Annotated in this window: 13 protein-coding genes; 10 read left to right on the top strand and 3 right to left on the bottom strand. The window is 61.9% G+C overall.

Annotated features, from left to right (window positions below):
- The first annotated feature begins 11 nt into the window (after positions 1-11).
- A complete protein-coding gene (dnaE, locus tag ACMT3I_RS06900; RefSeq protein ID WP_414803728.1) occupies positions 12-3,533 on the top strand; it encodes a DNA polymerase III subunit alpha in 3,522 nt (1,173 codons plus the stop codon).
- A 27-nt stretch (positions 3,534-3,560) separates the two neighbouring features.
- On the opposite strand, the gene ACMT3I_RS06895 is transcribed toward dnaE, so the two are convergent.
- Positions 3,561-4,832, bottom strand: a complete 1,272-nt coding sequence (locus tag ACMT3I_RS06895) for a pyridoxal phosphate-dependent decarboxylase family protein (protein WP_414803727.1) — start codon at positions 4,830-4,832, stop codon at positions 3,561-3,563.
- A gap of 265 nt (positions 4,833-5,097) precedes the next feature.
- Between ACMT3I_RS06895 and ACMT3I_RS06890 the strand changes: the two genes are divergently transcribed.
- Entirely contained in the window at positions 5,098-5,880 is a 783-nt protein-coding gene (locus tag ACMT3I_RS06890) for a lysophospholipid acyltransferase family protein (protein WP_414803726.1), read from the top strand.
- Between the two features lie 22 nt (positions 5,881-5,902).
- On the opposite strand, the gene ACMT3I_RS06885 is transcribed toward ACMT3I_RS06890, so the two are convergent.
- Entirely contained in the window at positions 5,903-6,463 is a 561-nt protein-coding gene (locus ACMT3I_RS06885; RefSeq protein WP_414803725.1) for a flavin reductase family protein, read from the bottom strand.
- 102 nt (positions 6,464-6,565) lie between these two features.
- Between ACMT3I_RS06885 and hisD the strand changes: the two genes are divergently transcribed.
- Genes hisD through ACMT3I_RS06870 form a run of 3 tightly spaced genes read left to right on the top strand, consistent with a single transcriptional unit; the run spans position 6,566 to position 9,444 of the window.
- Positions 6,566-7,876, top strand: coding sequence for a histidinol dehydrogenase (gene hisD / locus ACMT3I_RS06880; protein WP_414803724.1), 1,311 nt, complete (start codon positions 6,566-6,568; stop codon positions 7,874-7,876).
- Between the two features lie 41 nt (positions 7,877-7,917).
- Positions 7,918-8,403 carry a transcriptional regulator NrdR gene (nrdR, locus tag ACMT3I_RS06875; protein WP_414803723.1) on the top strand — a complete coding sequence of 162 codons (486 nt, stop codon included), beginning with the start codon at positions 7,918-7,920 and terminating at the stop codon, positions 8,401-8,403.
- A 9-nt stretch (positions 8,404-8,412) separates the two neighbouring features.
- A complete protein-coding gene (locus ACMT3I_RS06870; RefSeq protein ID WP_414804029.1) occupies positions 8,413-9,444 on the top strand; it encodes a quinone-dependent dihydroorotate dehydrogenase in 1,032 nt (343 codons plus the stop codon).
- Between the two features lie 45 nt (positions 9,445-9,489).
- On the opposite strand, the gene ACMT3I_RS06865 is transcribed toward ACMT3I_RS06870, so the two are convergent.
- Positions 9,490-10,398, bottom strand: coding sequence for an App1 family protein (locus tag ACMT3I_RS06865; protein ID WP_414803722.1), 909 nt, complete (start codon positions 10,396-10,398; stop codon positions 9,490-9,492).
- A 294-nt stretch (positions 10,399-10,692) separates the two neighbouring features.
- On the opposite strand from ACMT3I_RS06865, the gene ACMT3I_RS06860 reads away from it, so the two are divergent.
- The 5 genes from ACMT3I_RS06860 (at position 10,693) to ACMT3I_RS06840 (ending at position 14,767) form a co-directional block, all read left to right on the top strand.
- Positions 10,693-11,352: a TetR family transcriptional regulator gene (locus tag ACMT3I_RS06860; RefSeq protein ID WP_414803721.1), complete on the top strand. Its 660-nt coding sequence runs from the start codon at positions 10,693-10,695 to the stop codon at positions 11,350-11,352.
- A gap of 155 nt (positions 11,353-11,507) precedes the next feature.
- Positions 11,508-12,401: an ABC transporter ATP-binding protein gene (locus ACMT3I_RS06855; protein ID WP_414803720.1), complete on the top strand. Its 894-nt coding sequence runs from the start codon at positions 11,508-11,510 to the stop codon at positions 12,399-12,401.
- Entirely contained in the window at positions 12,398-13,102 is a 705-nt protein-coding gene (locus ACMT3I_RS06850) for an ABC transporter permease (protein WP_414803719.1), read from the top strand. The genes ACMT3I_RS06855 and ACMT3I_RS06850 overlap by 4 nt, the downstream gene beginning before the upstream one ends.
- A complete protein-coding gene (locus tag ACMT3I_RS06845) occupies positions 13,099-13,839 on the top strand; it encodes an ABC transporter permease (RefSeq protein ID WP_414803718.1) in 741 nt (246 codons plus the stop codon). Before ACMT3I_RS06850 ends, ACMT3I_RS06845 begins: the two co-directional genes overlap by 4 nt.
- A 1-nt stretch (position 13,840) precedes the next feature.
- A complete protein-coding gene (locus ACMT3I_RS06840) occupies positions 13,841-14,767 on the top strand; it encodes a glycine betaine ABC transporter substrate-binding protein (protein WP_414803717.1) in 927 nt (308 codons plus the stop codon).
- Positions 14,768-14,856 lie beyond the last annotated feature (89 nt).

Genomic DNA, 14,856 nt, shown 5'->3' with positions numbered 1-14,856 from the left:
TCGGAGCAGTTTTGTCGTCTCAGAGTGATTCGTTCGTTCACCTCCATGTGCACAGCGAGTACTCGATGCTTGATGGGGCCGCGCGGGTCAAGCCGCTTATCGCGGCGGCTGTCGAACAGGGGATGCCCGCTGTAGCCGTCACCGACCACGGCAACGTCTTCGGGGCATTCGATTTTTGGCGTACGGCCACCGATGCCGGTATCAAGCCGATCATCGGTACAGAGGCATACATCACGCCCGGCACGCACCGCACCGACAAGACGCGAGTGAAGTGGGGAACCAACACCCAGAGCCGCGACGACGTCGGTGGTAGTGGTGCGTACACGCACATGACTCTCCTGTCGGAGAACACCGCAGGGATGCACAACCTTTTCAGGTTGTCGTCCCGCGCCTCGCTCGAGGGCTACTACTTCAAACCTCGCATGGACAGAGAGCTGCTCAGCCAGTACTCGAACGGCCTGATCGGTACCACTGGGTGCGCCGGTGGCGAGATCCAGACCCGACTGCGACTCGGGCAGTACGAGGAAGCCAAGAAGGCCGCAGGCGAACTGCGTGACATCTTCGGTGCAGACAACTACTTCTGTGAGGTGATGGACCACGGCATCGACGTCGAGCGACGCACGATGAGTGATCTGCTGCGCCTGGCCAAAGAACTGGACCTGCCGCTCGTTGCCACCAACGACCTGCACTACACGCATGCCCACGACGCCACGGCCCACGCTGCCCTGCTCTGCGTGCAATCGGCATCAACCCTCGATGACCCCAACCGGTTCAAGTTCGATTCAGACGAGTTCTACCTGAAGACCGCCGCCCAGATGCGGCATATCTTCCGCGACAACCCGGAGGCGTGCGACAACACGCTTCTCATCGCCGAGCGGTGTGAGGTCGAGTTCAACACCAAGGCCAACTACATGCCGCGCTTCCCGACTCCTGAAGGGGAGAACGAGGAGAGCTGGTTCATCAAAGAGGTCGAGGTCGGCCTCCAGATGCGCTACCCGAACGGCATCCCCGACGATGTCAGGAAGCAAGCCGACTACGAGGTCGGTGTCATCACCCAGATGGGTTTCCCCGGCTACTTCCTCGTCGTTGCCGACTTCATCAACTGGTCGAAAGAACAGGGCATCAGGGTTGGCCCCGGCCGCGGTTCAGGTGCCGGATCCATGGCCGCGTACGCCATGGGCATCACCGGCCTCGACCCGCTGGTTCACGGACTGATCTTCGAGCGGTTCCTCAACCCTGACCGCGTCTCCATGCCCGACTTCGATATCGACTTCGACGAGCGCAGGCGTGGCGAGGTCATCCGATACGTCACCGAGAAGTACGGCGACGAGCGCGTTGCCCAGATCGTCACGTACGGAACCATCAAAGCCAAGCAGGCACTGAAGGACTCCTCGCGGGTACTCGGCTTCCCGTTCGGCATGGGTGACAAGCTCACCAAGGCGATGCCGCCGGCCATCATGGGCAAGGACGTTCCGCTTACCGGGATGTTCGACAAGGATCACCCGCGCTACCGGGAAGCCGGTGACTTCAGAGCGGTAATTGAAAGCGACCCAGAGGCCAGGACCGTCTTCGATACGGCGCTTGGGATCGAAAACCTCAAGCGCCAGTGGGGCGTGCACGCTGCCGGCGTGATCATGTCGAGCGATCCACTGATCGACATCATCCCGATCATGAAGCGTGAGGCCGACGGCCAGATCGTCACCCAGTTCGACTACCCGGCCTGTGAGTCGCTCGGCTTGATCAAGATGGACTTCCTGGGGCTTCGAAACCTCACGATCATCGACGACGCACTCGACAATATCGAGGTCAACCGCGGCCACAGGCCCGTGCTCGAAGACCTCGACCTCGACGACACCCTGGCCTACGAGCTGCTGGCCAGGGGAGACACCCTCGGCGTGTTCCAGCTCGACGGCGGGCCGATGCGTGCGCTGCTGCGCTCGATGAAGCCCGACAACTTCGAAGACATCTCGGCCGTCATCGCGCTGTACAGGCCAGGCCCTATGGGAGCGAACTCCCACACCAACTACGCGTTGCGAAAGACAGGGCTGCAGGAGATCGTTCCGATCCACCCTGAGCTGGCCGAACCGCTGAAAGACATTATCGGCGGTACGTACGGCCTGATCGTGTATCAGGAGCAGGTCATGTCGATCGCGCAGAAGCTCGCCGGCTTCTCGCTCGGTCAGGCCGACCTGCTGCGCCGAGCCATGGGTAAGAAGAAGAAGTCAGAGCTGGATAAGCAGTTCGAGGGCTTCTCGGCCGGCATGGTCGCCAACGGCTATGGCGCCGAGGCGATCAAGACGATTTGGGACATCCTGCTCCCGTTCTCTGACTACGCCTTCAACAAGGCGCACTCCGCCGCGTATGGTGTGTTGTCGTATTGGACCGCGTATCTGAAGGCCCACTACCCGGCTGAGTTCATGGCCGCACTGCTCACCAGTGTTGGCGATTCCCGCGACAAACTCGCGCTCTACCTGAACGAGTGCCGTCGGATGGGTATCCAGGTGTTGGCTCCGGATGTCAACGAGTCGATCGGCTACTTTGCCGCTGTCGGCACCGACATCCGCTTTGGGCTCGGAGCCGTGCGAAACGTCGGTTTCAACGTGGTTGATGCGATCCGCGAGGCGCGCAAGGAGAAGGGCCGGTTCGAGTCGTTCCACGACTTCCTGCGCAAAGTACCCCTGCAGGTGACCAACAAGCGAACCATTGAGTCCTTGGTCAAGGCCGGCGCGTTCGATTCGCTGGGGTCGACCAGGCGAGCGATGGTCGAAATTCACGAGGGCGCCGTCGAGTCGGCAGTCAAGATCAAGCGCGACGAGGCCCACGGCAACATCGGGTTCGACTTCGACAGCCTGTTCGACGACCCGCAGTCGACCGACCAGGTGCCTGAGAGACCTGAATGGTCGAAGAAAGAGAAGCTCGCGTTCGAACGCGACATGCTCGGGCTCTATGTGTCTGACCACCCGTTGGCCGGCCTCGAGATTCCGCTGGCCAAGCATGCAAGCACCGGCATTGCCGACCTGCTCGCGTCCGAACAGACCCAGGATGGCGACACCGTCACCGTTGCCGGCCTCATCACGAGCGTGCAACACAGGGTCGCTAAGAAATCGGGCAACCAATACGGCATGATCCAGGTCGAGGACTTCGGCGGAGAGATCACGGCGATGTTCATGGGCAAGGCGTATACCGAATTCGCGCCAGACCTCGTCAACGACTCTGTCGTGGTGGTGCGTGGCCGCGTGAGTATGCGCGACGACGGCATGAATCTGCACGCCTATAGCGTGTTCGCTCCGGAGCTCGCTCAGGAAGCAGACACGGGCACCCTGTCGATCACCGTGCTTGAGCAGCGAGCGACTGCCACAACGATCATGTCGCTCAGCCAGACCCTGTCGAGCCATCCCGGAGCAGCAGAGGTGCGATTGAAGCTGGTCAAGGGCAACGTGGCGCGGGTTTTCGAGCTGCCGTACGCGGTGAAAGTCAGCGCCGACCTGTTCGGTGAGCTGAAGAGCCTGCTCGGCCCGAACTGCCTGACCTAGAGCTGTAGCGTCGCCCTCGTAACTGGATCAGTCGGAGCGAGCGTCGGCTGAGGCTATCGCTCGTGCAACTGCTGCTATTGACGCGACAATGTCGGCTTCGTCTGTCGACCAGTTGCTGACAGAGATGCGCAGTACTGCCTGCCCGCGCCATTCGGATCCCGACATCCACACTGTGGCTTCGTCGAGAAGTTTCTCTGTGATGAGCCTGGTGCGCTCATCGGTGCCGAAGCTCAGGCAGACCTGAGTGAATGCGACATCATTCACAACCTCGACGCCGGGCAGTTGGGCGAGGCCGCGGGCCAGCGACTGCGCAGTGTCGGCGAGTCTGTTGACCAGAGCGGTTGTGCCTGTGCGACCGAGGGAACGAAGCGCTGCCCAGACGGTGATGCCGCGTGCGCGACGAGAGAATTCCGGTACCCGTTCGAACGGGTCACCGACGCCCTGCGAGTCTGCAACGAGGTAGCTGGTGTGCACCCCGAACGCCTTCTGCATGATGTCCTTGCGGGCGACGATGGCTATTCCGCAGTCATAGGGCACGTTGAGAGTTTTGTGTGCGTCTGTGGCCCAGGAATCAGCGGATGCAAGCCCTGCCAGTTGGCTGCTGTAACGGGGGCTGGCCGCTGCCCACAGCCCGAACGCGCCGTCGACATGCACCCAGGCGCCGTGCTTGTGTGCGATTTCAATCGCCTCGTGCATCGGGTCGAATGAGCCAGAGTGCAGGTTGCCGGCCTGCAGGCAGACGATGGCAGGGCCATCGATGTCGGCCATGGCCACTGACAGCGCCAGCGGGTCGATCCGGCCCTCGCTGTCTACATCAACGGCGGTCGGCGCACCGAGACCGAGGTAGCGCAGAGCGAGGTCGATAGACGCGTGCCTTTCTGCACCGACGAAGACCTTGATGCGTGGTGCCCCGGTGAGCCCGTCTGTGTGCAGGTCCCAGCCCTCGTCATCGAGAACACTCGTGCGGCCGGCCGCGAGGCCCACGAAGTTCGCCATCGTTGCCCCCGTCGTGAAGCCGACACCGGCGCTCGGGGGGAGTCCGAGGACGTCGAGCAGCCAGTCGCCCGCGACTTCCTCCGCCGCAGCGGCTGCCGGTGTCGCGAACCTGATGGCAGCGTTCTGATCCCAGACGCTGACCAGCCAGTCGGCGGCCAGCGCAGCCGGAAGCGTGCCGCCGATGACCCAGCCGAAGAAGCGACCCGATGGCATGGCCATCAGCCCTGGCTCAGCCCAGGCGACAAGTTCATCGATAACCTCGCCGGCGCCGACGCCGTGCTCCGGCAGTTGCGTCGAGAACATCCCTGCCAATTCTTCGGCGCTGGCCCGGGGCGCGACAGGGCGGTCCGGCAGAGAGCTGAGCCATTTCCGTGCATGCTCTCGCGCTTTGTCGAGTGGTTCCTGAAATGCGTCTGAGGGGGCAATCACGTTTTCCACGCTAACCCTCAGCCCTGCACGATGACACCCCTTCACTCGCGGGCGCTGCTCGCCGACCGATCGCCCCCCCCGACCCGAATTCACAGCACGCTTACCAGTTGCATGCAGCAGACTCCCATACGCTTGCCTCATGAAGAACCACCGCAGCGAGCCGATCTATACGAGCGCAATCGGCATTGGCCGTGCGCTGTTCAGTCTTCTGCACCTAAAGCCACGTGTAACCGGACTTCAGCATTTGCCGGATACCGGCGGAGCCGTGCTGGCTATCACGCACTTCGGGTACCTCGACTTCGCCCTGGCGGAGTGGATGATGTGGCAGAAGAATAAGCGCCACATTCGCTTCATGGCGAAGAAGGGCGCGTTCGATCAACCACTTGTCGGCTTCGTGATGCGCGGCATGCACCACATTTCAGTCGACATGACCCACGGTGCAGAGGCGTACTCACTCGCCGTCGACGCGCTGAAGGCCGGTGAGCTGCTCGGCGTCTTTCCCGAGGGTGGGGTGAATACGTCCTTCACCGTCAGGGAGCTGAAGACAGGAGCCGTGCGCATGGCCGCAGAGGCCAATGTGCCGATCATCCCGATCGCCATCTGGGGTGGGCATCGTCTGATGACCAAGGGTCACAAGCGGTCGCTGAAAGAGGCGTATGGAGTGCCCATCAGCTTCGTGATTGGTGACCCCATCACGCCGAGCGGCAGTGATGACGCTCAGGAACAGACCCTGCGTCTGCACGACACCATGCAGGAGCTTGTGGATGTCGCCCAGGAGCGTTATCCGGAGGACGGCACGGGCGCCTGGTGGCAGCCACGGCACTTGGGCGGCACGGCGCCGACCCCTGAAGAAGCCGCCATCGCAGAAGCAGAACGCCGCCGCCTTCGCGAGGCGAAGGCAGCGGCGAAAGTAGCTAAGTAGCAGCTGGGCTCGAGGGAGCTGTCTAAACTTCGCTACCCGGCGTGTGATAGCGACGCTCGTGGTACAGCAGGGCTTCATCGTCGTCACCCATGCCGCCCTCTTCGATCTGCACAACGACGACTGCATTGTTGTGCACAGAAACACGTTCGACGATCCGACCGACCATCCACGACGTCACGTCGTTCAGGACAGGGAGACCATATGGGCCGACGTGCCAGTGGTCACCGTCGAATCGCTCAGCTGCCGGTCCTGACATCTTCTGTGCGACTGCCCGATTACGTACCCCGAGCATGTGGATGATGACGCGATCGTTTTCGACGATTGCCGGCCACGCGCTGGCCGATCGGGCCATATTGAAGGTCGCCAGCGGTGGCACTGCCGACAGTGAGGCAAGCGAGGTCGCGGTGAAACCGACAGGGGTGCCGTCCTCGTTCAGGGACGTGACGATGGCGACTCCCGCAGCGTGGCGACGGAACGCATGCTTGAAGGCCTCGAGATCTTTCGGCGCGTGTGGGTCGCCCTCGAGAGGCGGAACGGGGCTTCCGGGCAACGGGGTTGATTGTGGATCGGTTTCACTGTTCATACGAATGCATCAATCTCCTTCGGGCTCAGCATATTCCCGACGACTGAAACCCAGCCGTGCACGCAGGTAACCGCAGGGCTAAACGGATAAACTGGATCTGCCATGATTCAGACCATTGACCTCCGGGGTACCCAGCTCACCGCAGCCGAACTGCTTGCTGCAGTTCCGCGTGCGCTCACCAATGTGTCGGTCGCGAGTGAGATCGCAGCCGAACTGATTGCTGATGTGCGGGAGCGAGGCGGCCAGGCGCTGCTCGATCAGGCAGAACGGCTCGACAGGGTGCGTCCAGACACCATCCGCGTACCGCAGAGCCACATCGATGAAGCGCTCGAAGGCCTGAGCCCGGCAGTGCGCACCGCCATGGAAGAAACAATCCGCCGCGTGCGCCTGGCCAGTGCAGCCCAAGTGCCGCCACGGGTCACAACGACCATCGCTGATGGTGCTGAGATCACTCAGCGCTGGCAGCCGATCAATCGGGTCGGTCTCTATGTTCCCGGCGGCAAAGCCGTCTACCCGTCGAGCGTTGTGATGAACGTGGTCCCTGCCCAGGTCGCCGGCGTCGCCTCGATCGCGCTGGCATCCCCGCCGCAGGCCCACTTCGGTGGCCGCGTTCACCCAACGATCCTGGCCGTGGCCGGGCTCCTCGGCGTCACCGAGATCTACGCAATGGGTGGAGCAGGAGCAATCGGCGCCTTCGCCTGGGGCGTGCACGACATCGGACTCGACCCCGTGCAGCTGGTCACGGGTCCCGGCAACGTTTATGTAGCGGCGGCCAAGCGTCTGGTTCGTGGTCAGACCGGCATTGACGCCGAGGCCGGCCCCACCGACATTCTGGTCATCGCCGACAATACGTCAGACCCGATCCTCGTCGCTGCAGACCTGGTGAGCCAGGCCGAACACGACGAATTGGCAGCGGCAGTTCTGGTAACCGATTCGGTCGAGATCGCGGATGCCGTCGCTGAGCGCCTCGCCCAATTGGCCCAGACGACAACGCACAGCGAACGGGTGACCGCGGCTCTTGGTGGAACCCAGTCGGCGCTCGTGCTTGTCGACGATCTGGTCGCTGCCGCAGCGTTCAGTAACGCGTTCGGACCCGAACACCTCGAGATTCAAACCAGTGACCCCGATGCGGTCCTCGAACTGATTGAGAACGCCGGAGCGATCTTTTTGGGACCGCACTCTCCGGTGAGCCTCGGCGACTATGCAGCCGGCTCGAACCACGTGCTGCCGACCGGGGGACAGGCGCGGTTCTCATCGGGACTCGGTGCATACACGTTCCTGCGTCCGCAGCAGGTCATCCGCTACAGCAGGGATGCTCTGCACGCTGTCGCGGGTCACATCGACGCGTTGTCGACCGCTGAGGCACTCCCGGCGCACGGTGACGCTATCAAGGCCAGATTCACCGTCCGGTAACGCCCGAGACCGAGTGCGCGGCACGATAGGCTGTATTCACAATGTTCTGCCCGTTCTGCCGCCACCCCGACTCCAGAGTCATTGACTCACGCACCAGCGACGATGGCCTGTCGATTCGTCGACGCCGCCAATGTCCAGAATGCGGCCGCCGCTTCAGCACGACAGAGACAGCGAGCCTGAACATCATCAAGCGCAGCGGCGTCGTCGAGCCGTTCAGCCGCGAGAAGATCGTTGCCGGTGTGCGCAAGGCCTGCCAGGGTCGCCCCGTCACCGATTCAGACCTCGCCTTGCTCGCGCAGAAGGTCGAAGAGACGATCAGGCAGACCGGTGCCTCGCAGATCGACGCCAACGACGTCGGATTGGCTATCCTGTCGCCGCTTCGCGAACTCGATGAGGTCGCGTTCCTGCGTTTCGCCAGCGTCTATCAGGCATTCGACTCTCTCGAAGACTTCGAGAGCGCCATCACGCAATTGCGTGCTGAACACGAAGAGGGCATCCTTCCCGCATCCACATCGACGGAGCTCTAAGTCATGCGCTTGTACCCCATTCTCTTTTCTACAGTGCTGTCCAAACTTGACCCGGAGAACGCCCATCACCTGGCGTTCGGGGTGATCAAGGCGCTGCCGACCCTGGGGTTCGGTCGCCTGGTCAATCGCTTCACGCGTCCACGCACTGATCTGTCCGTACAGACTCTCGGCCTGACGTTCGAATCGCCGTTCGGCGTCGCAGCCGGGTTCGACAAGGACGGCAAGGCAGTCATCGGGCTCGGTCAGCTGGGCTTCGGTCACGTCGAGGTCGGCACGCTCACGGCCATTGCCCAGCCGGGAAACCCGAAACCACGTCTGTTCAGGCTCGTTCCTGACCGCGCAGTGATCAATCGGATGGGGTTCAACAACGGCGGAGCCGCCGCCGCGGTCGAGCGCCTGACGAAGGTCCGCACCATCGCTGGTCGCCCCGTGCTCGGTATCAACATCGGTAAGAGCCGCGTAACGGCTGTTGAGGATGCCACTGCCGACTATCTCAGCAGCACGAACGTGCTCGCGCCACTGGCCGACTACCTCGTTGTGAACGTCAGCTCACCGAACACGCCTGGCCTGCGCGGGCTTCAGGAGCTCGAACAGCTGGCGCCGCTGCTTACCGCAGTCAAGGGCAAGGCCGGCACGACGCCGCTGCTCGTCAAGATCGCTCCTGACCTGACGGACGACGAGGTCACGCGCATCGCTGAACTCGTTGTGCAGCTCGGCCTTGATGGCATCATCGCCACGAACACCACACTGTCGCGTGAGGGACTGGCCACAGACCCCGAGGTCGTCGAAGCAGCCGGTGCCGGTGGCCTTTCCGGCGCGCCACTTGCCGCGCGTGCACTTGACGTGCTGCGGATCATCCGCGCCAACGTGCCAGCCGAACTCTGCGTCATCTCCGTTGGCGGTATTGAGACCGCTGACCAGGTCGCAGAGCGGCTTGCTGCCGGCGCAACCCTCGTGCAGGGCTACACCGCATTCCTCTACCGCGGTCCGCTCTGGGCGCGAGAGATCAATCGTGGCCTCGACAAGATCCTGTCGCGCTAGAGCCGTGCACTAACGAGGGCCGTGCGCTAAAAGCACGACGGCGCGCTATGCCTGCGGCTGGATTGCCGGGAGCAGCCCGAGCTCGACAAGCTGGTCAGAGAGACTCGAGCCGTCTGGGCCATACACCCAGGGTGCATCAGGTGTGCCGCTCGCTTCATCCTTCGATCGACCACCGGCGAGTACGGCTTCACTGGTCGAGAGCTGCCTGATAGCAACCGCTGCAACGCTCCCGGGGTATTCCTTCTGGAACTCGCTGTAGATGGCTTCGTCGTGCTGTCCGTCGTCGCCGATCAGGATCCAGCGGATGCCCGGAAACTCGTGGGCAAGTCGACGCAGGTTCGAGCGCTTGTGGTCCTGGCCGCTACGGAACAAGCGATCGTGGGTGGGACCCCAGTCGGTGAGGAGGAGGGTGCCGGATGGGTAGAGATTGCGCGAGAGAAAGCGTGTGAGGGTCGGTGCGACATTCCAGGCGCCTGTCGAGAGGTAGATCACGGGTGAGCCTGGGGCGTTCTGAACCAGTCGGTCAAGCAGTACAGCCATGCCAGGCGTCGGGATCCTGGCATGTTCGTCGAGCACAAAAGTGTTCCAAGCGGCCAGGAGTGGCCTGGGGAGAGCAGTGACCATGACGGTGTCATCGACATCCGAGACGATCCCACGCTGGGCTTCTGGTGGTACGACATAGAACGGAGCATCGACGCGGAGGGACTCCGACGTACGCAGGTGTGCAACGTGGGTTCCCGGCTCAAGCGAGATCGGCACGACGGTGTCGACGACGCCGCCGCGGTCGGCTTGGACATGGTGCACCTGGCCACCGATTTCGATGGTTACCGTGACATCGTTCACTGGAACGCTCGTGAAGCTCCGCCAGCCACGGATGCCAGGGTACTGATTTGCAGCTGTCGACAGGCGTCTGGCAGCCATTCGTTCGGCGTTCTTCGGCTTGGCGAGGAGCACACGACACAGAATTCGGACCCATTCGGTCGATCCGTAGCCCGCATAGGGCACAACAACGGGGATGTGGCCACGCCTGCGGGCGCAACGGTCCCGAATGTCGTGAATCCAGTCTTCAATACGCGCCGCGCGATGAATAATCCTCGACGGCGTCGTACTCGTGGGTGACGCTGACGAGGGGAGAGGCACATGTCCAGTCTGGCATGTTCAACCTTGGCGGCACCTCTGACACCACTGTGCGGTGCAAATAGCTACTCGGTGCATCGTAGAATTGTGGTTTAGCGTCGAGGAGGAAATGTGTCACTTGGTGACCTGATTGTGAATTCTGGGGCCCAGGGGCAGCTCATCCGAACAGAACCGATTCAACAGCGCAGCGCAGACAGGCTCTCAGCCCTGCTTGATGCCGCTGCTGAAGTAGTTGACGAGGTCGGTTTCGACCGCATCACCACTGCGATGATCGCCGATCGCGCCGGGGCCTCGATCGGCACCGTTTATCGGTACTACCCCGATCGTGTCGCTGTGCTTCATGCGCTGCGTGAGCGTGCAATTCTGCGCTTCCGAGTGCGCGTGGTCGATGAGATCGCAGCACAGGCTCCGCAGAATTGGTGGGAAGCAGTTGACTGCGGCGTCAGCGCGTTCATCGGTCTCTATCGTTCTGAGCCTGGCTTCAGGATCATCCACTTTGTCGAGCGCGAACGCGTCTCTGTGTCTGATCCGAAGGACGCCCAGTCGACGACGTTTGCACGGTCGCTGGCCGATATCCTCGTCGAGGAGTTCGGACTGCCTGGCGGTCCAGACCTCATCTTCCGTCTTGAGGTCGCAGTCGAGATGGCTGACGCACTGCTGTCTCGCGCGTTCTACGTGGACGTGAACGGTGATGAGCGTTTCATCCTCGAATGTCGCAGGGTGTTGCACGATTACCTGGTCGAGTATTACGGACCGGCAGCCGGAGCGTAGTTACAGTTTTTTTGATCAGCGGCCTCGTTCAGGAATGAACGGGGCCGCTTTTTGTTTGCTTTCTTGGCAATCCGCTTTGCCACGCGGTCCGAACAATGATTTGCTGGATGATCTGGCACGTGTTGATCCGCTACAACGAGGAATGAGCCACTTCAATGATCGAGTTCCGCTCGGTGACCAAAGAGTTTCCCGATGGCACGCGTGCGGTCGAGGACTTCAGCCTGGTCCTGCCGTCACGGCAGACAACAGTTCTTGTGGGCTCGTCTGGGTCTGGCAAGACGACCCTGCTGCGAATGATCAACCGCATGGTTGATCCCACAGAAGGAAGCATCGAGATCGACGGCGTCGATATTGCAACGCTGTCTCCGGTGAAGCTACGGCGCAGTATCGGCTACGTGATGCAGAATTCCGGACTCCTCCCGCACCGGAAGGTCATCGACAACGTGGCCACAGTGCCCTTGCTGCGTGGCGTACCTAAGAAGCAGGCGAGAGCTGATGCGCTGAAGCTTCTCGACACCGTCGGCCTTGACCGGTCGCTTGCCGATCGGTATCCGAGCCAACTCTCCGGTGGTCAGCAGCAACGTGTCGGAGTAGCCAGGGGATTGGCCGTCGATCCCAATATCCTGCTGATGGACGAACCGTTCGGCGCCGTCGATCCCATCGTTCGGTCTGAGTTGCAGCAGGAACTCATCCGCCTGCAACAGGAACTCGACAAGACTGTTGTTTTCGTCACCCACGACATCGAAGAGGCCTTCCTGCTCGGCGACCAGGTTGTGATTCTGCGCACGGGCGGACATGTCGCGCAGGTCGGTACCCCGGCCGATATCCTCGCCAACCCGGCAGACGAATTCGTTGCAAGTTTCGTGGGTGCAGACAAGGGCAAGCGCGCACTGCACGTCGAACACAGGGACGGCGCCCAGATTCTGATCGATAGTGAAGGCCGGGTCGTCGGTGTACTCGCCGCTCGCGACGACGCACCGGTTGCACACGCGCCGGACTCTCAGGAGCCGGGAACGAGTGTGCCGGTGGAGCGCGGAGATCGCCGGTGACCTGGATTTGGTCGAACCTCGATCTCATCTGGGATCGCACGGTCGACCAGCTCATCCTGAGTGTGCCGCCGATTATTCTGAGCTTCCTGTTCTCTGTGCCATTGGGCTGGCTCGCGTATCGCTACAAAATCAGCCGCGGAGTCATCTTGATTGCCTGTGGACTGCTGTACGCGATCCCGTCGTTCCCTTTGCTGATCTCGTTGCCCGCCATCGTCGGAACCGAACTGCGTTCTCCGCTCAACCTGATCATTGCGCTCACCCTGTATGGAATCGCGCTCATGGTGCGGGTGGTCACAGACGGACTCACTGCAGTTGATCCCGACGTCAAGCAATCGGCAACTGCCATCGGATTCTCGACGTGGAGCCAATTCTGGAAGGTGGAGTTTCCACTCTCTGGTCCCGTATTGATTGCCGGAATGCGGGTCGTCACCGTCAGTACAGTCAGCCTGGCCACTATCGGCGCGGTGATCGGCGTTCAAAGCCTCGGATCGCTTTTCACTGACGGCTTCCAGCGGAATATCCAGGCCGAGGTCATCGCGGGCATCGTGGCAACCGTTGTCGTCGCGCTCGTCCTTGACGGCATCCTGGTGCTGATCGGTCGCCTGCTGATGCCGTGGTCACGCGCGACGAGAACGACAACCAGGGTTCGCGCCGCTAGTGAGCTGGCGTCGTCACCCGGTGTTGCGACGGTGACTCGATGAACATCTTCGCCGAAGCGCTTGCCTGGGTGCTCGATCCGGCGAACTACCCCGGACCAGACGGCATCTGGACAAGACTCGGACAGCACATCGTGTTCACCCTTGTCACTGTGGTTATTGCCTCAGCGATCGCCATTCCGATCGGTTACCTGATTGGCCACACCGGGCGCGGGCGGGCCGTGGCCGTTGCGACCTCCGGCGGACTGCGCGCCATCCCGACTCTGGGGCTCCTGACGCTCGTGGGGCTCTGGGTGGGCATCGGGCTCACCGCGCCCTATGTTGCGCTGACAGTGCTCGCCATCCCCTCGATTCTGGCCGGTGCATATACCGGATTTGACGCGATCGACCGCCGAACGATCGACGCGGCCAGAAGCGTCGGGATGTCAGAATGGCAGATCGTGAAGAATGTCGAGATCCCGCTTGGTCTGCCACTGCTGATCGGTGGCCTGCGATCGGCGACGCTCCAGGTAATCGCGACGGCGACCCTGGCGGCTTATGTGGCCAACTTCGGGCTCGGCCGATTCCTGTTCGCCGGCCTGAAGACGAGGGACTACGCCGAGATGCTCGGTGGGTCGATCATTGTGATCCTCCTCGCATTGGTGTGTGAAGGACTTCTTGCGCTGGTGCAGAGGTATGCCGTTCCGCGGGGCGTTGCCGCCGGCCGCCCCCAAAGTGTCCGTGCACGATCATCCCGATCGAACGCGGTGATGGGAACCCCCATCGAAGAAGGGAATAACTGATATGTCCACAGCAAGAAAAGGCCGGCTTGCCCTCATCGGCGCAGTCGCGGTCGGGGCGATGGTTGCCTTGGCAGGGTGCTCATCCGGTGACCCGCTGGATGCAGGCAATACGGGTTCTGCGAGCTCAGAAACTATCGTGATCGGCTCGCAGGACTATTACTCGAACGAAATCATCGCTGAGATCTACGCGCAGGCCCTTGAAGCCAACGGTTTCACCGTTCAGCGGGACTTCCGCATCGGACAGCGTGAGGTATACCTACCTGACATCGAGAACGGCAAGATCGACGTGTTCCCCGAGTACACGGGCAGCTTGCTGCAGGCGCTCGACAAGAATGCGGCCGGCGGCACGAGCGACGAGGTCTACACTGCGTTGCAGGCCGCGCTCCCCAGTAACCTGCGGGTGCTCGATAAGGCTGCCGCGTCTGACCAGAACTCCTGGACGGTCACGAAGGCATTTGCCGAGAAGTACAACCTCACCGACATCGCGTCGCTCAAGAATGTGACTGAGCCGATCACCGTCGGTGGCAACTCCGAGCTGGAGACCCGCCCGTATGGCCCTACGGCGCTGAAGGACAAGTACGGCATCACCATCGCCGGATTCACCCCTGTTGAAGACAGCGGCGGACCCCTGACGGTGAAGGCATTGGTCGACAACCAGATCCAGCTGGCCAACATCTACACCGCAGACCCCAACATCAAGTCGAACAACCTGGTCGCCCTCGCCGATCCCGATGGGCTGTTCTTCCCGGACAACGTTGTGCCCGTGGTCTCCGAGAAGGTTGATGACAAGGCTGCTGCCGTGCTCAACAAGGTGAGCGCTGCACTGACCGAAGAAGATCTGGTCAACCTGAACTCTCAGAGCGTCAACGACCAGGAGTCGGCTCAGAAGATTGCGACAGCCTGGCTCGAGCAGGCCAATCTCTCCTAGTGCTCTCGGTAAGGCTGAGCCGGTCGCAAGCCTGAATCAGCCGTTCCGATGACGCTGAACCCCCACCATCATGTATCGAGGGTGGGGGT

Origin of the sequence: Leifsonia sp. A12D58, from assembly GCF_047530025.1 — a bacterium.
GTDB lineage: Bacteria > Actinomycetota > Actinomycetes > Actinomycetales > Microbacteriaceae > Cryobacterium.
This window is presented reverse-complemented; position numbering and strand designations above follow the sequence as displayed.